Raw genomic sequence first — 19107 nt, 5'->3', positions numbered from 1 at the left:
GTGCGCACCCGACACCTGATTCCCGCTCTTGTCGCGACCGGCCTGCTGCTCGGCGCCTGTTCGGGAGGCTCGGACAGCCCCGACGACGCCCAGAAGGGCGGGGACGGTCTGTCGGGTCGTCTGGCCGAGGCCAAGACCGCCCTCGACGACGCCGAGACGATCTCGATCAAGCTGGCGACCAAGCGCGTCCCCGACGGCATCACGGGCCTGCTGTCGGCCGAGGGCAAGGGCAATCACTCCCCCGCCTTCACCGGCAAGGTCACCGTGGTCACCGGCGGCGCGAGTCTGGCCGCGGACGTCATCGCCACGGCCGGCAAGGTCTACGCGAAGACCGGGTTCCTGCCCACGTTCTCCCCGATCGACCCCGCGTCGCTCAAGGCGCCCGATCCGGCGATGCTGCTCGACCGCGACAACGGCATCACCCAGATCCTGGTCAAGACGCAGGACCTGAAGCAGGGCGACAAGTCGCGCGACGGCAAGGACGTCCTGACCACGATCACCGGGACGCTGCCCGGCAGCGTGGTGCGGACGATCATCCCGTCCGCCAACGCCGGCAAGCCGTTCACGGTCGCCTACCGGGTCGATGACGACGACAACCTGCGGGACGTGACCCTGACCGGTCCGTTCTACCCGGGCGTCGACGAGGTCACCTACACCGTGGTGCTGTCGACGTCGAAGACCCCGGTCACCATCGAAGCCCCCTGACGCACCCATGACCACGCAGGGCCGGATCGGGCCCGCCTCCCGGATCCTGCTCGCGCTGGCGGCGGTCGCGATCTCGTTCGCCGCCGCCGACACGTATGTCGTCGTGCTCGCGCTGCCGGACATGATGACGTCGGTGGGCATCCCCACCGAGGAGCTGCAGCGCGCCGCGCCGATCGTGTCGGGGTTCCTGCTCGGCTACGTCGGTGTGCTGCCGCTGATCGGCCGGATATCGGACCTGCGCGGCCGCGTGCCTGTCCTGCTGGGCTCGCTGGTGGTGTTCGCGGTCGGGTCGCTGGTCACCGCCGTCGCGTACAACCTCGAGACCGTCGTGGCCGGCCGGCTGATCCAGGGCATCGGCGGCGGCGGCCTGATCCCGCCGACCCTGGCCCTCGTGGCCGATCTGTGGCCGCCGAACCGCCGGGGCCTGCCGCTCGGCATCGTCGGCGCGGTGCAGGAGCTGGGCAGCGTCCTGGGGCCGCTGTACGGCGCCGTGGTGCTGGCCGTCGGCGACTGGCGGACGATCTTCTGGCTCAACTGCGCGATCGGGCTGGTCCTGGTGGCTGCGATCCTGCCCCTGCGCCCCCCTCGCCCCTTGAGCCCTCCTCGCCCCTTGAGCTTGTCGAAAGGGAGCGACGTTTCGACAGGCTCAACGGGCGGCGGCGACGTTTCGACAGGCTCAACGGGCGACGACGTTTCGACAGGCTCAACGGGCGGCGACGTTTCGACAGGCTCAACGGGCGTTTCGACAGGCTCAACGGGCGCACGCTCAACGGGCGGGGGGTTCGACTGGGCCGGCGTGGTGCTGGCGACCCTGGCGCTGGCCGGGATCGCGCTGGTCATGGGTGCACCCGACCGCCTGGTCCAGGACGTCGAGCTGGGCCGGGCCTATCTCCCCGTGACGGGCGAGTCGCGCTGGCTGACCCCCTTGGCCCTCGTGACCTTCGCGCTGCTCGCCCTGTTCGTGCTGCGGCTGGCCACGGCGCGCCGGCCGCTGATCGCCTGGCGCGCCTGGCCGGCCCTGGCCCGGGAGACCGATCTGTGGGGCGCCGCGCTGCTGACCCTCGGGCTCGGCGCCGTCATCGTGACCTTCGCATCGGCCGAGCCCGAGAGCGGGGCGGTCTCCCCCGACGCCCCGTGGCTCGTGCCGCTGGCCATCGTGGCCTTCGCCGGATTCGCCCTGCGCCAGCGCCGGGCACAGCGTCCGCTCGTCCCGCGGGGCGCCCTGACCGAACGGCCCGCGTGGGGCGCGATCGTGGTGTCCTTCTTCGTCGGCGCCTCCCTCATCGCGGCCCTGGTCGACATCCCGTTCTTCGCCCGTCTCACGGTGCACCGCGACTCCCAGCTCGACGCCGCCCTGGTGCTGCTGCGGTTCCTGGTCGCCCTGCCGGTCGGGGCACTGCTGGGCGGTTGGCTCCTGCGCCGGGTGCCGGCCCACGTCCTGACCGCGGTCGCGATGGTCATGAGCGCACTCGCGTTCTGGCACATGTCGACGTGGGACGCCACCGCGCTCGACCACCCGGTCGAGACCCTCTCGCTGGTGCTGGCTGGCCTGGGCTTCGGGCTCGCCATCGCCCCGGTCAACGCGGTGCTGCTGGCGCACACCGCCGATGCCGTCCACGGCGTCGCATCGGCCCTGCTCATCGTGGCCCGCATGGTCGGGATGCTGCTGGGCATCTCGGCGCTGACCACGATCGGCCTGCGTGCCTTCTACAACGCGTCAGCGAAGATCCCACCCATCGTCGAGCTCTGCGACGGCAAGTCGACCCTGTGCCAGGCGTACAAGGACGCCGCGCGCGAGGCCGCGATCACCCAGCTGCACGCCGTGTTCGTCGGTGCCGCGATCTGTGCCCTCGTGGCGGCTGTGCTCGCGGCCGTCCTGCTGCGACCTGCGGCCCGCGACACGTCGCGACCTGCAGCCTGACTGCGGGGTCCCGCTGGTTACCCTAGTAGCCATGTCTGACTTCGATGACCTCCTCGACGCCAACCGCTCCTACGCAGACAGCTTCGAGCTCTCCGGGTTCGACGGCATCGCCCGAGCGGGCGTCGCGATGGTCACCTGCATGGACTCGCGCATCGACCCGCTGGGGATGATCGGCCTGTCCCCCGGCGATGCCAAGATCCTGCGCAACCCCGGCGGACGCGTCACCGACCAGGCGCTGGTCGCCCTCGTGCTCGGGACCAACCTGCTCAACGTCGACCGGGTGCTGGTGGTCCAGCACACCCGGTGCGCGATGGCCAGCTCCACCGAGGACGAGCTCAAGCAGCGGATCACCGACAACGGTGGACGCGACGCCTCGTGGATGTCGCTGGGCGCGATCGTCGACCAGCGTCGCACGGTGGAGGGCGATGTCCTGCGGGTCCAGACCCACCCGCTGATCAGCGACAAGGTCTCCGTCGGTGGCTTCCTCTACGACGTCGACACCGGTCTGCTCGAGCGCGTCGTCTGATGCCGGAGAGACCGACCTCCGCTCCACCCGCCGTCGCACGACCCGCCGCCCGCCCGCTCCGGCCCGAGATCCAGGCCCTGCGCGCGGGCGCGGCCCTGCTGGTCGTGCTGTACCACCTGTGGCCGAACCGCCTGCCCGGCGGCTTCATGGGCGTCGACGTCTTCTTCGTCATCTCCGGCTTCCTGATCACATCCCACCTGGCACGTGAGGCGGCCAGCACCGGACGCGTGCGGCTCGGCAGGTTCTGGGCCCGCCGGGCCCGCCGCCTCCTGCCCGCGGCCTACCTGGTGCTCGCGACGTCCGCCGTCGCGGTGTTCGTGTGGGTCCCGCAGCTGGGCTGGGTGCAGAACTTCCGCGAGATCCTGGCCTCGGCGCTGTACTTCCAGAACTGGCGGCTGGCCTTCGACGCGGTCGACTACCTGGCCGCCGAGAACGCGCCCAGCGTCGCGCAGCACTACTGGACCCTGTCGGTCGAGGAGCAGTTCTACCTCGCCTGGCCTCTGCTGGTGCTGGGCGGAGTGGTCCTGGCCTCCAGGCTGGGTCTGCGGCGCCTGCCGACGCTGACGGTGATCATCTCCGTCGCCACGGCCGCGAGCTTCGCGTACTCGCTGTGGCTGACCTACGACAACGCCTCGTTCGCCTACTTCTCGACGTTCACCCGGGCATGGGAGTTCGGCGCCGGCGCCCTGCTCGCGCTGGTGACCCTGCACGCCGCCTCGGACGACCGGCAGCGCCGCCTGCGGCTGTCCCCGCACCTCGCCGCCGTGCTGTCGTGGGCCGGTATCGCGACGCTGGTCGCCTGCGGTCTGCTGCTGGACGGCTCCACCCCCTTCCCCGGCACCGCCGCCCTGCTGCCGGTGCTGGCCACGGTGGCCGTCATCGCCGCCGGCATGCCCGACTCGCCCCTGTCGCCGCGCCGGCTCGTGGAGCTGCGCTTCGTCCAGTGGACCGGCGACATCTCGTACCCCCTGTACCTGTGGCACTGGCCACCGATCGTGCTGCTGCCCGTCATCCTGGACCACCAGCTCGGCTTCGGCCCACGGGTGGCCATCCTGGTCGGGACCTTCGCCGCCGCCGCACTGACGAAGCGCTTCGTGGAGGACCCCGTCCGCACGGGACGACGTCTCGGCATCCAGCGCAGCACCGTCACGTTCGCGTTCACCGCGGCCGCGGCGGCCGTCCTGGCGGCCGCCTGCCTCAACGGCATCCGCACCGCCGAGGCGGCCGCCGACCGGGCCGAGAAGCTGACCGCCGAGGTCGCCTCGTCCGCGCCGCGCTGCTTCGGCGCCGCCTCGATGGCACCGGGGCCGGCGTGCGACAACCCCGATCTGCGCGGACTGCTCGTGCCGGACACGACCGCGATCAAGCGGGACAACGCCAACTACCCCGGCTGCGAGTCCGGCAGCACGGCCAAGGACACCTGCACCTTCGGCGATCCGGACGATCCCAAGCTGCCGCACGTCCTGGTCGTCGGCGACTCGCACGCCCGTGCCGTGCTTCCGCCGTTCGTGACGCTGGCCGAGCAGGGCAAGATCTTCCTGACCGCCCAGGTCAAGGGCGGCTGCACCTGGTCGACCAATCCGCACCCCAACGCCGATCGCGCGATCTCGGAGGACTGCTACCAGTTCCGCGACAGCCTCAAGGGATGGCTCGACCAGCACGCCGACGACATCGACGTCATCGTCACGGGTGCGCTCGCCCACCCGCGTCCCGCGACCGGCCCCGAGGACCAGGTCAACGGCTTCGCCGAGGCGTGGCGCACCATGACCGACCGCGGCATCCCGGTCGTCGCGATCCGCGACAACCCGTACCAGCCGGACGACACCAACGACTGCCTCGCCCAGGAGACCCGGCTCACCGCCGACAGCTGCGCGCTTCCCCGGGACAAGGCGTTTCCGAACTACGATCCGCTGATCGACGCGACCAAGAAGGTCAAGGGCAGCCGCCTGTACGACTTCACCAGCTTCTACTGCACCGACACGAGCTGCCCGGCGGTCATCGGTGGCGTCAACGTCTACCGCGACCGCACCCACATCAGCAAGACGTACATGAGCACGCTGACCCCGTACGTCGAGGAGCGGCTCAAGAAGGACGGCCTGCTGACCCCCCGCAACCGCTGAATTCGCCGCTAGTTCGCCGCGTTCTCGCTGATCCGGTTGCCGGCCGCGTCCACGACCAGCTGGTAGGTGCCCACGGTCCCCCCGGGGAAGGAGACCCGGATCCGGGGACCCTCGCCGTGGTCGAGGATGTCGACCACAACATTGGCGGTGGACGACACGCCGGACCGGTTGCGCGCCGCCGCCACGGCCTCGGGCACCACGTGGGGACCGATCGCAGTCAGGTCGAAGGTCGTGGCGTCGAGTCCCCCGATCTCGCCCGTGCGGGCCTCCACGTCGCCGTCGCGGTAGTAGTACTGCTGCAACACGCCGTCATCGCCTCGCACCATGATGCTCGCCGAGCTGCCGCGGGCCGCCAGCCAGTAGACCTGGTCGGCTCCCACCGCGTCGTCGATGTCACGCACCATCTGCGTCCAGTCACGACGGGACTCCGGCAGGGTCTCCGGCGACGACTTGCTGCCGCCGGAGGAGTCCCTCGCGGAGTCGACCAGTGAGCTGACGCACGAGACGAGGCTGCCGCCGCAGGCGAGGACCAGCACGACCGCGCCAAGGGCCACGGTCCTGGCGATCGATCCCGACCGCGGGCGCGCGGGCTGCTGGGCGGGAGGTGCCGGGACAGCGGGCGCTCGGGTGGCGTCCGTCTGGATGGTCGGTCGTGCGGGGACGGCCGAGGCGAGCGCCTGCGGTGCCGGCGACAACCCCCGCGTCAGCGCATTGAGCTCGCCACGGGTCTGGGCGACGCGGGCCGACTGCAGCCGCAGGTCACGATCGAGCGCGGTGATGCCGGTCGCCCGGCGGATCTGACGGGCGGCCGAACGTCGCTGCCACCAGCCGATCCGCCGTGCGTCGAAGTCCCCGGAGTGATCCGTCGTCACGCGTCGATCATGTCGGCGTCGATCTCGTAGGCACCCTGCACGATGAACTCCTTGCGCGGCGGCACCTCGTTGCCCATCAACAGCTCGAAGACCTCCGCGGCCTCCTCGCCGTCGTCGACCGTCAGGCGCCGCAGCGTCCTGTGCCGGGGGTCCATCGTGGTCTCGGACAGCTGCGAGGCATCCATCTCACCCAGGCCCTTGTAACGCTGGACCGGGTCCTTCCACTTGACCCCCTTGCGGCGCAGCTCGGCCAGCTTGCGCTGCAGCTCGGGATCGGAGTACGTGTAGACGTACTTGTCCTGCCCCTTCTTGGGGTTGGTCAGCTCGATGCGGTGCAGCGGGGGCACGGCGGTGTACACCCGCCCGGCATCCACCAGCGGACGCATGTAGCGGAAGAACAGGGTCGCCAGCAGGCAGCGGATGTGCGCGCCGTCGGAGTCGGCATCGGCCATGAAGATGATGCGCCCGTAGCGCGCCGCGTCGAGATCGAACGTGCGACCGGAGCCGGCGCCCACCACCTGGATGATCGAGGAGCACTCGGCGTTCTTGAGCATGTCGCCGATGCTGGCCTTCTGGACGTTCAGGATCTTGCCGCGGATCGGCAGCAGCGCCTGGAACTCGGAGTCGCGGGCGGACTTGGCCGTCCCGAGGGCCGAGTCGCCCTCCACGATGAACAGCTCGGAGCGCTCGACGTCGCTGCTGCGGCAGTCGGCCAGCTTGGCCGGCAGGGCGCTGGACTCCAGGGCGTTCTTGCGGCGCTGGGTGTCGCGCTGCTGGCGGGCCGCCAGCCGGGTGCGCGACGCGTCCACGACCTTCTGCATCACGATGCGCGCCTTGGCCTTCTCCGCGGCCTTGGACGAGGTCAGGAACTTCTTGAGCTCGCGTGACACGACCTGGTTGACGATCTTGGTGACCGCGGGGGTGCCGAGCACCTCCTTGGTCTGCCCCTCGAACTGCGGCTCGGCGAGCCGGACGGTGACGACCGCGGTCACGCCCTCCAGCACGTCGTCCTTGATGACATCGGGATCGCCGGACTTGAGCAGGCGCGTGGTCTTGAGGACGTCGTTGAACGTCCTGGTCAGAGCCCGCTCGAAGCCGTTGACATGGGTGCCGCCCTTGGGCGTGGCGATGATGTTGACGAAGGACTTCAGCGTCGTGTCGTAGCCGGTCCCCCACCGCATCGCGATGTCGACGCCGAGATTGCGCTCGATGTCCTGCGGGGTCATCTGCCCCTTTTCGTCCAGCAGCGGCACCGTCTCGGTGAAGACGTCCTCACCCTGCAGCCGGAGCACGTCCGAGACCGGCTCGTCGGGAGCCAGGAACTCGCAGAACTCCGCGATGCCACCGTCGTGGCGGAACTTCTCCTCGTGCGGGATCTCGCCCCGGTCGTCGCGGATGACCAGCTCGAGGCCGGGCACCAGGAAGGAGGTCTGCCGGGCGCGGGCCACCAGCTCGTCATAGGCGAACTTGGCGCCCTTGATGAAGATCTGCGGATCGGCCCAGTAACGGACGCGGGTGCCGGTCCTGGCCTTGGCGACCTTGCCGATCTTGCGCAGCTCGTTGGTGGGGGTGAAGTCGGCATCGGGCCCGTCCCCGGCGAACACGCCGGGCTCGCCGCGCCGGAACGACATCGCCCAGGTCGCGCCGCCCTTGTCGACCTCGACGTCCAGGCGGGACGACAACGCGTTGACGACCGACGCGCCCACGCCGTGCAGGCCGCCGGTGGCGACGTACGAACCGCCGCCGAACTTACCGCCGGCGTGCAGCTTGGTGTAGACGACCTCGACGCCGGTCAGACCGGTCTTCTTCTCGACATCGACCGGGACACCGCGTCCCTGGTCGTGCACCTCGACCGAGCCGTCGGCGTGCAGCGCGACCAGGATGTGGGAGCCGTGGCCACCGAGGGCCTCGTCGACCGAGTTGTCGATGATCTCCCACAGGCAGTGCATGAGACCACGGGTGTCGGTGGATCCCACGTACATGCCCGGACGCTTGCGGACCGCCTCGAGTCCCTCGAGCACTAGGAGATTTCGCGCGTCGTACGTCTTGTCGATGATCGCTGCCCTCTCGGCTGGTGATGTCCTTCCAAGGATATCGAGCCTGTCCCTCGCGATCTGCGGTGACACGCGCTGCGGTGTGCGCGCCTGCCCGGGTTTGTCGCCACCGGGGAGTATTGATGTCATAGGTCACCGCCAGCATGTGGAATACCGCCCCGTGGTTGGATGTTGACTCAGGCACACGCCCGAAGGCTCAGAGAGAAGGTCACCGTGACAACACTGACAGCCCCCAAGCTGAGCTCGCTCGACCGCTGCGACCGCTGCGGTGCTCAGGCATTTGTTCGCGTCACGCTCGGCGGAGGTGGCGAGCTGATGTTCTGTGCCCACCACGCCCGTCAGCACGAGCAGAAGCTCCGCGAGATGTCCGCATCCATCCACGACGAGACCAATCGTCTCTCCGGCTCCCCCGCCGACCTCGTCGGCGACGAGGCCTGAGCAGGCCCCAAGCACCAGAGACACAGAACGCCGGCCAGGATCTCCTGGCCGGCGTTCTTTGCGTCACGATGCGATCAGTACGGGAACGCCTTGTACTCGTGGGACTTCAGGATCGCCTTCCAGTGCTCGAGGTAGTCCTCGTAGATGGACGGATCGGTCGTCTCGGTGGTGATCTCGTCGCTGACGACCAGGTTCGAGCCGGTCAGCGAGGCCGAGCCGGCCTGCACCAGCTTCACCCGGACCCCCTCGGCGGGCCAGTTGGTCGTGCCGTCGGGCGCGACCTCCTCGGGGTTGAGGGTGTTGCGACGCAGCTTGGCGTCGATCAGCATCGTCTTGTCGTGCGGCTTGGCCCAGGCGACCTCGATGCGCTGGCTGGACGTCTTGAGGACGTCCAGGATGGGCCGGCAGATGCGGATCAGCTGCTGGCAGTGCAGCTTCTGGTTGACCTTGAGGTTGTCCTCGTAGGCCACGGCGCTGATCTTGCAGCCACCGTTGGACAGCTCGACCAGCTTCTCGGCGATCGCGATGCGACGGTACTTGAAGCGGTTGTGCTGCAGGCGGATGCGGCACTGGTCGTCCGGGACGACCCGCTTGAGCAGGTTGAGCACCGGATCCTTGCCATTGGTCGGCGTCGCGCGGATCGGAGTGGGGTAGATCGTCACGTTGGCCAGGTTGGAGTAGAACATGCCGTGCTTGGCCACGCCCTCGGTGTAGCCCGCGGCCCGGGCATCGGCCGTGGCGTAGCCGTACTTGCCGGCGTTCTTCTTGACGTAGCCCAGGTAGTCGTTGCCGATGTTGCGCTCGGCACTCATGTCCTTCCAGAGCTGGGACATCTGCGCCCACAGCTTGGCGTCGTTGTACACCGTCAGGCCGTTGTTGTAGGTCTGCTCGGCGCTGCGTCCGCCGAGGTTGGCCGAGCCGGTCCACACCGCGCCGCGGGCAGGCTTGTTGTCACGCGTGTAGGTGTTGCTGACCATCACGAGCTTGGAGTGCATGATCGCGCCGTTGAGGCCCGACAGGCAGGCCAGGCTCTTGCCCTTGGCGCAGATCTTGAAGTGCGAGTCGCGCAGACCCTTGGCGTTCAGGGCCTTCTTCAGCGCACGCGAGGAGGGCGACTGGGTCGCGCGACCGTGGATGAAGCGGACCCGGACACCGGCCTTGGCGGCCTTGACCAGCTCGCGCCCGACGCGCTTGGAGCCGGGCATCTGCGAGGTCGCGACGAACACCGTGTTGGCGTAGCGCGTGGCCTTGGGCAGCTGCTTGCCACTGTTCGGATCACGGTACGAGCCGCGGATCAGCCGCTCCAGATCGTCCAGCAACGTGAAGTCGCCGTTCTTGGAGCTGGTGACGGCACGGTACGGACGGGAGAAGTTGGCCTCCAGCGTGACCGGGTACTGCTCGCCGTACGGTGCCGCCTGCGCCTTGACCGATGCCTCGGGCGTCCCGGACGTCACGGCCGGGGCCTCCGATGCCGGCGACGGTGCGGGAGTGCTGGGCACGTCCGCGGCGTTGGAGGCGACCGAGGTCAGCCCCAGCACCACGCTGCCGGCCAGAACAGCCACCCCGAGAGCGCGTGCGACGCGCCGTGATCCGCCAGTTTTGTGCACAGGTCTATTCTCCGAGCCGTTCGTGGTTGGTCGCGACAGTCTAACTCAATAGGCCTGCCCCGACGGGGACGTCGGAATGACCGCCCACGACGGTGTTCCGACGCTGGTCAGTCCAGGTAGTCGCGCAGGACCTGCGACCGCGAGGGGTGGCGCAGCTTGCTCATCGTCTTGGACTCGATCTGGCGGATGCGCTCGCGCGTCACGCCGTAGACCTTGCCGATCTCGTCGAGCGTCTTGGGCTGACCGTCGGTCAGGCCGAAGCGCATCGACACGACGCCGGACTCCCGCTCGCTGAGCGTGTCGAGCACCGCGTGCAGCTGCTCCTGCAGCAGGGTGAACGAGACCGCGTCCGCCGGGACGATCGCCTCGGAGTCCTCGATCAGGTCGCCGAACTCGGAGTCGCCGTCCTCGCCCAGGGGCGTGTGGAGGCTGATCGGCTCACGGCCGTACTTCTGGACCTCGACGACCTTCTCGGGCGTCATGTCCAGCTCGAGGGCCAGCTCCTCGGGCGTGGGCTCGCGGCCCAGGTCCTGCAGCATCTGGCGCTGGACGCGGGCCAGCTTGTTGATGACCTCGACCATGTGCACGGGGATGCGGATCGTGCGGGCCTGGTCGGCCATGGCGCGGGTGATGGCCTGACGGATCCACCACGTCGCGTAGGTCGAGAACTTGAAGCCCTTGGTGTAGTCGAACTTCTCGACCGCGCGGATCAGGCCGAGGTTGCCCTCCTGGATCAGGTCCAGGAACAGCATGCCGCGACCGGTGTAGCGCTTGGCGAGCGAGACGACCAGACGCAGGTTGGCCTCGAGCAGGTGGTTCTTGGCGCGGCGACCGTCCACGACGATCCACTCGAGCTCCTCGCGGCTCTTCTCCGAGAGGCGGCCGCCCTTGGCGAGCTTCTCCTCGCTGAACAGGCCGGCCTCGATGCGCTTGGCCAGCTCGACCTCCTGGGCGGCGGTCAGCAGCGAGACCTTGCCGATCTGCTTGAGGTAGTCCTTGACCGGGTCCGCCGTCGCACCGGCGACCATGACCTGCTGGACGGGCTCATCGGACTCATCGGCCGCCGACAGCGTGTAGGACGACTTCTCGTCCTCCTTCAGCGTCGGATCGGTCGCCAGGTCCTTCTCGAACTCCGCGTCGGGGATGTCCGGAAGGATCTTCTTGCCCTGGGCGTCGACCTGGACGGTCGCGTCGGCGATGACCGGAACCTCCAAGGCGTCGGCGAGGTCGACGCCGGCCGGGACGATCGACTCCTCTGCGGCGTCGGCGCCCTTCTTCTTGGCGGCGGCCTTCTTCGCGGGCTTCTTGGCAGCGGTCTTCTTGGCGGTGCTCGGTGAAGTGTTCGTCACGGTCGTTTCTGTTTTCGCAGGGGATGTGGTCTTGGCAGCAGCCTTGGGCTTTCGAGCCTTCGGCACGTCCGTCTCCAGGTCTGCGTCCTTCTCAGGATTTTCTGAGACATCGTCCGCGGACGATCCTGGAAGGAGCTTCGTGACGGCCCGAAGTCGTGATCCTGATGCGGGATTCACCGGCACGTCAACCTCACAAACGGTAGATGGGCGCAACAATGAGGCCTGGGGTCAACCTCTGGATTCAGTGTGGCACGAGTATCCAACACGCGGCATCTCAGGGTGCTCTCAGGAGCGCGACGGCCACAGGTGCACGGGGTCTCCAGCGTGCATGTGCCGTTCGTACTCCTGCGTGGTGGCCCGCATCGCGGCCGTGCGGTCGTCGGTGGAGCGGCGATGGTGGGCGAACTCGTCGATGAGCCAGGTGGCGCCGTTGCGCCCGGTGATGCAGCGTTGCTCGATGACGCCCAGGAGACGGTCACGGACCTGCGCGTCGACGCCCATCGTCTCCAGGCCGGCGTGCGCGAGCGGGAGCAGCTGACGAACGGTCAGCTCGCGCACCGAGACCGTGCCGACCCCGGGCCAGTAGATCTCCGCCTCGATGCCGGCGCGCGCCGCGGCATGGAAGTTCTCCTCGGCCGCCCGGAACGACAGCTGCGACCACACGGGTCGCTCGCTGGCCCCGAGTGTCTTGACCAGGCCGTAGAACAGCGCCGCATTCGCCATCGTGTCGACCACGGTGGGCCCGGCGGGCAGGAGCCGGTTCTCGATGCGCAGGTGCGGCCGTCCGTCGGCGATGTCGTAGATCGGCCGGTTCCAGCGGTAGATGGTCCCGTTGTGCAGCCGCAGCTCGCCCAGGCTCGGCACCCGGCCGGCCTCCAGCTCCACCAGCGGGTCCTCCTCGTCGACGATCGGCAGCAGCGACGGGAAGAACCGGACGTTCTCCTCGAACAGGTCGAAGACCGAGGTGATCCAGCGCTCGCCGAAGAACACGCGCGGGCGGACGCCCTGGGACTTGAGCTCCTCGCTGCGGGTGTCGGTGGCCTGCTCGAACAGTGCGATGCGGGTCTCGTGCCACAGCTGTTGCCCGAGCAGGAACGGCGAGTTCGCGCCGACGGCGACCTGCACCGCGGCGATCGCCTGCGCCGCGTTCCACATCGGTGCGAACTCGTCGGGCTCGACCTGCAGGTGCAGCTGGGTGCTGGTGCACGCCGCCTCGGGGATGATCGTGTCGGCGGTGGTGTCGAGCCGGTCGACACCGTCGATGACGATCTCGATGTCCTCGCCGCGCGCGGCCAGGATCTGCTCCGACAGCAGGTGGTACCGCGGATTGGCCGAGATCGAGCTCCGGTCGAAGTGGCCGTGCTGCAGCGTCGGCAGGATGCCGATCATCAGCAACCGGGCGTCGACCCCGCCCGCCTTCGCCTGTGCGGCGTTCAGACCGTCCCTCAACGATGCCTGCACGAGATCGAGCCCGTCACCGTCGATGCGCGCCGGCGGGACGTTGATCTCGACGTTGAACAGGCCCAGCTCGGTCTGGAAGTCCGGGTCGGCGATCGCGTCGAGCGCCTCGGCGTTCTTCAGTGACGGGTCGCCGCTCGCGTCGATGAGGTTGAACTCGATCTCGATGCCGACCTGGGTGTGCTCGACGCTGAAGTCGTGCTCGCCGAGCATCCGTGCGAAGACGTCCAGGCAGCGCCGGACCTTGGCGCGATAGCGTGTCCGGTCCTCACGGCTGAACTCCCGTGCGTCGACGTCCTGTCCCATGACAACACCCTAGGGCGACGTCGGCGAAGTCGCGCGTGATCGCCGCCGGCTACTGGGTGTCCGCCGATGCCGCGGCGCCGGCGGACGGCAGGACGACGCCGGTGCCGCCGCCGGGCCAGCACGTGAAGCCGGCCGGGACGGGCTCCTTGGAGTTCACCATGTCGGCGAGGATGTCGAAGCACCGCGACACCAGGACGTTCGGGTCCTTCGACACCGAGCCCGACAGCTTCCGGTTGGCCTCGGCCTGCGCATCCGCCGTCTGCTGCTTCTGCCGTGCGATGCGGGTGTTGGCCAGCTCGGCCTGGTAGTCGTTGATCTTGTCCTGGGTCGTCTTGTCGAACGACACCAGCGGGATGATGACGCTCAGGACCTCGACCTGGTCACCGACCTTGTCGCGCAACCGGGTCGTCACCTCCTCGGACAGCTGGTCCAGGCTGGGTGCCGTGGACGCGCCGTTGGTGTCGACCCCCGCGAGCGGGTCGTAGTCGGCGAACACCTCGTTGAGGGCCGCGTCCAGCTCCCGGGTCACGAGGCTGTCCCGGACGTTGTCGAACTCGCGGTAGTCGCGGTACAGGTCGTCCGCCGAGTCCTGCACGATGCGCCAACGCACCGAGTTGTCGACACAGGCGACCGACTGGTTGCCGATGCGGATGTCGGTGCAGGTCGAGTCGGCGTCTCCCCCGCTGCCCTTGTGCGAGTCGGTCTGTACCGCGGCGTCGAACTCGGTGACCTTGTGCCAGGGGGCCTTGAGGTGCAGCCCGTTGCCCAGCGCCCCGACGGGCCGGCCGAAGGACGTCACGACCCCGACGTTCTTGGTCGTGACCTGCGTGACGCACGACGTCGCGAGCAGGATCACGCCGAGGAGCCCGGCGGCAGCCGCTCCGAAGCCGGTCCATCGGGTGACCAGCGCACCGGCGGCGTTGCGCGGTGCCGTCGACCTGCGGCGCCCGATCCACCCGGCGGTGATCGCGGCGGCGACGACCAGGAAGAAGATGGCGCTGGAGAGACTGACGGGCATGGGCGTCCTCTGGTCGGGCGACTCGTGGGAGCGACAGGCTATCTGGGTGCTGCCCGGCGCGGCTCCTCCAGGTCGAACCCCTGCCAGTGGCTCGGCGAGACGCCCCGCTCGATGACCTCCAGGAACAACCGGGCCATCGAGTAGTCGGGATCGGCCCGCAGGGCGCGCTCGATCGCGATGAGCGCCTGCGCCCCGTCGCCGGTGAGCCACGCGGCGAAACCGGTCAGGCTCAGCACCGCCGGCTCGAACGGCGGCACGACGCTGCCCGACACCAGCGTCAGCACCCGCAGCATCTCCTCGGCGTTGTCGCGGTCGATCAGCGACCACACGGCGTCGCGCACGCCGATGCTCGAGACCCAGGCGGCGACCCGCAGCAGATCGGCGTCCGACACCCGCCGCGACGCCAGCGCCCGCTCCAGGATCGGCCCGACCACCTCCATGCCGACGGCCGGCAGGTCGTCCGGTGCGGTGCGGGCGACGACGGGCACGACCTCGGCCACGATGGTGGCCGCGGCCTGCTCGAGCCAGTGGCGGCGCTCCCCCGTGACGGCTGCGAACCGTTCGACGAGGGCCTCGCGGTCGGGCAGGATCTGCTGACCGGCGGCCACGGCCTGCACGATCGAGAGATGGTGCCCTGACGTCTCGTACGCCGTGCCCAGCGGGGACGAGCCCACCTCGTCGGTCCAGTAGCGCTGCCCGTCGGCGCGAGCGCGGATGACGAGGCGGACGCCCGCCACGTCGAGCTCGTCGTGCACCGCGTCCAGCAGGTCCAGTGCCACCTCCTGGTGCTGCGTCACGGCGATGACGATGGCGCCCTCCGCACCCTGATTGACCAGGTGCGCGACAACGAAGGCAGCCGCGCCGTCGACGTCCTCGGGTGCGGGGATGTCCAGGCGCAGCCGGAAGCCGAGCCGGTGCCGCGGACCGTTGGTGGCCACGGCGACCAGCGACTCGCGCGGGCGGAAGCCGAACAGGGTCGGCAAGGAGTTGATCAGGTCGGGGATGTCGTGCGCGACGTACAGCGGCGGGGTGTGGGTCATGGCCCCACGCTCGTCGCGTCCCCGGACCCCGGACAGTCCCCCACCAACGGGTTGTGGACGAGCGGCGGCCGCCCGGCGGGTGTGCACGACGCCAGTGTCGGCCGCCCACGCAAGAATGGGGGGCATGAGGTCAACCGCGTCGATCATGCACCTCGACCTCGACGCCTTCTTCGCCTCGGTGGAGCAACGCGACAAGCCCTCCCTGCGCGGCAAGCCGGTCATCGTGGGCGGCATCGGCCCGCGCGGTGTCGTGGCGACCGCGTCGTACGAGGCACGTGTCCACGGCGTCCGCTCCGCGATGCGCACCGCCGAGGCGCGCGCCCGGTGCCCGCACGCGGCCTTCCTGGGTGGACGCTTCGACGCCTACCGCGAGGCCAGCCGGATCGTCATGGAGCGCCTGCGCCAGGAGTCCGACCTGATCGAGCCGCTGTCGCTCGACGAGGCCTTCGTCGATCTCGCGGCCGGCGACGACTTCGATCCCGGCGAGGTCGAGCGGATCGTCGAGAAGATCCGCGCCGACATCACCGAGCTCACCGGCGGCTTGACCGCATCAGTGGGTGTCGCCTCGTCCAAGCTGATGGCCAAGATCGCCAGCGAGGTCAACAAGCCCGACGGCGTGTTCGTCATTGCGCCGGGCACCGAGGCGGACGTGCTGGCCCCCATGCAGGCCACCGCGATCCCCGGCGTCGGCCCGGCGACCGCCGAACGACTGCGCCGGGTCGGCATCTCGACGGTCGAGGAGTTGCGGCGCCAGAGCGAGGACGAGCTCGTGCGACTGCTGGGCCAGGCCTCGGGCCGGTCGCTGTTCCGTCTCGCCCGCGCTGACGACGACCGGCCCGTCGTCGCGTCGCGGGAGAGCAAGTCGGTCAGCGTCGAGGACACCTTCGAGCAGGACATCTCCGACCGCCTCCAGCTCGAGACGATCATCGAGCGCATGGCGCGCAACGTCTCGGGCCGGCTGCGCAAGAGCGGCCTGTCCGGACGGACCGTGACGCTGAAGATGCGGCACCACGACTTCCAGACCCACACCCGCTCGTCCACGCTCCCCCACCCGACCGACAACGCCCGCACGCTGGCCACGATCGCCCGCGGCCTGCTGGCCGGGGAGGACATCAGCAACGGGCTGCGCCTGCTGGGCGTCGGCGTCAGCGGCCTGGCCGACTGGGTGCAGGAGGACCTGTTCTCGGTCGACGACGACGAGCAGGACATCGAGGACGTCGAGGCCGCCGCGGACGTCCAGGAGGACCGGCCGACGCGCTGGTACCCCGGCATGGACGTCCACCACGAGACCCATGGCGACGGCTGGGTGTGGGGTTCCGGGCTCGGACGCGTCACGATCCGGTTCGAGACCCGGTGGACGCCTCCGGGCCCCGTCCTCACCTTCCGAACGGACGACCCCGCGTTGAGCGCGGGCCACACGGGTACGTTTCAGTCATGACCGCGTCCGTACCGTCCGTTCCCGTCCCCTCCGCCGAACGGCGGCCCGTCACCCGCAGCCACCACGGCGACGACTTCGTCGACGACTACGAGTGGCTGCGTGACAAGGACGACCCGGCGACGCTGGCCTACCTCGAGGCCGAGAACGCGTACACCGAGGCCGCGACCGAGCACCTCGAGCCGTTGCGCCAGCAGATCTTCGACGAGATCAAGTCCCGGACGCTCGAGACCGATCTGTCGGTGCCCACCCGGCACGGCGCCTGGTGGTACTACGCCCGCACGGTCGAGGGCCAGCAGTACGCGATCCGGTGCCGGTGCGCGGTGACCGATCCCGATGACTGGACCCCGCCCGAGCTGGACGCCGGCAGCGCGATCCCCGGCGAGCAGATCCTGCTCGACTCCAATGTCGAGGCCGAGGGACACGAGTTCTTCTCGCTGGGCGCGTTCAGCATCAGCGACGACGAGAACTTCCTGGCCTGGTCGGTCGACGTGCAGGGCGACGAGCGCTACACGATCCGGGTCAAGGACCTGCGCACCGGCGAGGTGCTGCCCGACGAGATCACCGGCGCCAGCGGCGGCGCGACCTGGTCCGCCGACGGGACGCACCTGTTCTACACGACGGTCGACGAGGCGTGGCGTCCCTACCGCGTGTGGCGCCACCGGCTCGGCACGGTGGCCGACGACGTGCTCGTCCACGAGGAGGCCGACGAGCGCTACTTCATCGGTGTGGGACGCACCCACTCCGAGCGGTACCTGGTCATCGGTCTGTCCTCCAAGATCACCAGCGAGTACCGCGTGCTGGAGGCCGACGACCCCGAGGGCGAGTTCCGGGTCGTGCTCCCCCGTCGCGACGGCATCGAGTACTCCCTCGAGCACGCCGTCATCGCCGGACAGGACCGCTTCGTCATCCTGCACAACGAGGACGCCCTCAACTTCGAGCTGGTCACCGTCCCGGTCGACACGCTGCCCCTTCCCGATCTGGGTGCTGCCACGGTCGTCATCCCGGGCAGCGACACGACCCGCCTCGAGGACGTGGACGTCTTTGCGCGGCACATCGTCGTGTCGTACCGCCGCGACGCACTGGCCCGCATCGGCATCCTGCCGGTCGGCCCGGACGGGCTCGGCGCGATGGAGGAGATCGACTTCGGCGAGGAGCTGTTCACCAGCGGCGTGGGCGCGAACGCCGAGTGGGACCCGCCGCTCATCCGGGTCGGGGTGGGCTCGTTCGTGACGCCCTCCTCGGTCTACGACTTCGACCCGGCGACCAAGGAGCTCATCCTGCGCAAGCAGGCGCCCGTCCTGGGCGGCTACGACGCCGACCAGTACGAGCAGCACCGCAGCTGGGCCGTCGCCGACGACGGGACGCGGGTGCCGGTCTCGATCGTGTGCCGCAAGGACACGCCCCGCGACGGCACGGCGCCGGCACTGATCTACGGCTACGGCTCCTACGAGGCGAGCATGGACCCGGGGTTCTCGGTCATGCGGCTGTCGCTGCTGGACCGTGGATTCGTCTACGCGATCGCCCATGTGCGCGGCGGGGGCGAGCTCGGCCGGCACTGGTACGACGACGGCAAGCAGCTGCACAAGAAGAACACCTTCACCGACTTCGTGGCGGCGGCCCGTCACCTGGTCGACGAGGGCTGGACGTCCACCGACCGGCTGGTCGCCGAGGGCGGCAGCGCCGGTGGGCTGCTGATGGGAGCCGTCGCCAATCTCGCCCCGGACGCCTTCGCCGGCATCGTCGCGGCCGTCCCGTTCGTCGACGCCCTGACCACGATCCTCGATCCGTCGCTGCCGCTGACGGTCATCGAGTGGGACGAGTGGGGCAACCCGCTGGACGATCCCGAGGTCTACGCCTACATGAAGTCGTACTCGCCGTACGAGAACGTCGGCGCCCACGACTATCCGGCGATCCTGGCCGTCACGAGCCTGCACGACACGCGCGTCATGTACGTCGAGCCGGCCAAGTGGATCGCGCGTCTGCGCACCACCGCGACGGGCGGCGGACCGTTCCTGCTCAAGACCGAGATGCACGCCGGACACGGCGGCGTCAGCGGACGCTACGCATCGTGGAAGGAACGCGCCTGGGAGCTGGCGTGGATCATCGACGTGGCCGGCGCCCGGTAGCCCGATCCCGGTGCCCCCGTGACGTATAGCACGGGGGACCTAAGACTTGACTGAGAGCGGAATCCTAGGGCTCACCTGCGCGTTGTCACCAGTACAAGCACACTGATGGGAGCCGCACCGTGAGCACCA

At 69.5% G+C, this 19107-nt stretch carries 14 protein-coding genes; 7 read left to right on the top strand and 7 right to left on the bottom strand.

The genetic code is table 11. The features are described 5' to 3' along the window. The 4 genes from NQV15_RS07435 to NQV15_RS07420 are packed head-to-tail and all read left to right on the top strand — an operon-like array spanning window position 1 to window position 5272. Window positions 1–705: an LppX_LprAFG lipoprotein gene (locus NQV15_RS07435; RefSeq protein ID WP_232399185.1), complete on the top strand. Its 705-nt coding sequence runs from the start codon at window positions 1–3 to the stop codon at window positions 703–705. 7 nt (window positions 706–712) lie between these two features. After that, window positions 713–2626 carry an MFS transporter gene (locus NQV15_RS07430; RefSeq protein ID WP_232399184.1) on the top strand — a complete coding sequence of 638 codons (1914 nt, stop codon included), beginning with the start codon at window positions 713–715 and terminating at the stop codon, window positions 2624–2626. Window positions 2627–2657: 31 nt separating this feature from the next. After that, a complete protein-coding gene (locus tag NQV15_RS07425) occupies window positions 2658–3152 on the top strand; it encodes a beta-class carbonic anhydrase (protein ID WP_232399183.1) in 495 nt (164 codons plus the stop codon). Next, window positions 3152–5272, top strand: coding sequence for an acyltransferase family protein (locus NQV15_RS07420; RefSeq protein WP_232399182.1), 2121 nt, complete (start codon window positions 3152–3154; stop codon window positions 5270–5272). The genes NQV15_RS07425 and NQV15_RS07420 overlap by 1 nt, the downstream gene beginning before the upstream one ends. 8 nt (window positions 5273–5280) lie before the next feature. On the opposite strand, the gene NQV15_RS07415 is transcribed toward NQV15_RS07420, so the two are convergent. Continuing rightward, window positions 5281–6144 carry a hypothetical protein gene (locus tag NQV15_RS07415; protein WP_232399181.1) on the bottom strand — a complete coding sequence of 288 codons (864 nt, stop codon included), beginning with the start codon at window positions 6142–6144 and terminating at the stop codon, window positions 5281–5283. Then, window positions 6141–8237, bottom strand: a complete 2097-nt coding sequence (locus NQV15_RS07410; RefSeq protein ID WP_257125120.1) for a DNA gyrase/topoisomerase IV subunit B — start codon at window positions 8235–8237, stop codon at window positions 6141–6143. Before NQV15_RS07410 ends, NQV15_RS07415 begins: the two co-directional genes overlap by 4 nt. Before the next feature lie 129 nt (window positions 8238–8366). Here NQV15_RS07410 and NQV15_RS07405 point away from each other — a divergent pair, with 129 nt between their 5' ends. Next, window positions 8367–8636, top strand: coding sequence for a DUF7455 domain-containing protein (locus tag NQV15_RS07405; protein WP_232399179.1), 270 nt, complete (start codon window positions 8367–8369; stop codon window positions 8634–8636). Window positions 8637–8710: 74 nt separating this feature from the next. Here NQV15_RS07405 and NQV15_RS07400 read toward each other — a convergent pair whose 3' ends face one another. The 5 genes from NQV15_RS07400 to NQV15_RS07380 all read right to left on the bottom strand — a co-directional run bounded on the left by NQV15_RS07400 (window position 8711) and on the right by NQV15_RS07380 (window position 15414). Continuing rightward, complete coding sequence (locus NQV15_RS07400) at window positions 8711–10198, bottom strand: phospholipase D-like domain-containing protein (RefSeq protein ID WP_232399178.1); 1488 nt, start codon at window positions 10196–10198, stop codon at window positions 8711–8713. A 152-nt stretch (window positions 10199–10350) separates the two neighbouring features. Continuing rightward, window positions 10351–11670, bottom strand: a complete 1320-nt coding sequence (locus NQV15_RS07395; protein ID WP_232399804.1) for an RNA polymerase sigma factor — start codon at window positions 11668–11670, stop codon at window positions 10351–10353. 207 nt (window positions 11671–11877) lie between these two features. After that, window positions 11878–13356, bottom strand: a complete 1479-nt coding sequence (locus tag NQV15_RS07390) for a glutamate-cysteine ligase family protein (RefSeq protein WP_232399177.1) — start codon at window positions 13354–13356, stop codon at window positions 11878–11880. 49 nt (window positions 13357–13405) lie between these two features. After that, window positions 13406–14374 carry an SPFH domain-containing protein gene (locus NQV15_RS07385; protein ID WP_232399176.1) on the bottom strand — a complete coding sequence of 323 codons (969 nt, stop codon included), beginning with the start codon at window positions 14372–14374 and terminating at the stop codon, window positions 13406–13408. Window positions 14375–14412: 38 nt separating this feature from the next. Then, window positions 14413–15414: a DUF4192 domain-containing protein gene (locus NQV15_RS07380; RefSeq protein ID WP_232399175.1), complete on the bottom strand. Its 1002-nt coding sequence runs from the start codon at window positions 15412–15414 to the stop codon at window positions 14413–14415. Between the two features lie 124 nt (window positions 15415–15538). Here NQV15_RS07380 and NQV15_RS07375 point away from each other — a divergent pair, with 124 nt between their 5' ends. Then, window positions 15539–16852: a DNA polymerase IV gene (locus NQV15_RS07375; protein ID WP_232399174.1), complete on the top strand. Its 1314-nt coding sequence runs from the start codon at window positions 15539–15541 to the stop codon at window positions 16850–16852. Further along, on the top strand, window positions 16849–18978 hold the full coding sequence (locus tag NQV15_RS07370; RefSeq protein ID WP_232399173.1) for a S9 family peptidase: 2130 nt from the start codon (window positions 16849–16851) through the stop codon (window positions 18976–18978). Before NQV15_RS07375 ends, NQV15_RS07370 begins: the two co-directional genes overlap by 4 nt. Window positions 18979–19107 lie beyond the last annotated feature (129 nt).

Origin of the sequence: Aeromicrobium wangtongii, from assembly GCF_024584515.1 — a bacterium.
Classification (GTDB): Bacteria; Actinomycetota; Actinomycetes; order Propionibacteriales; family Nocardioidaceae; genus Aeromicrobium; species Aeromicrobium wangtongii.
The sequence above is the reverse complement of the archived record's forward strand: the minus strand, read 5'-3'. Positions and strand labels throughout refer to the sequence as shown.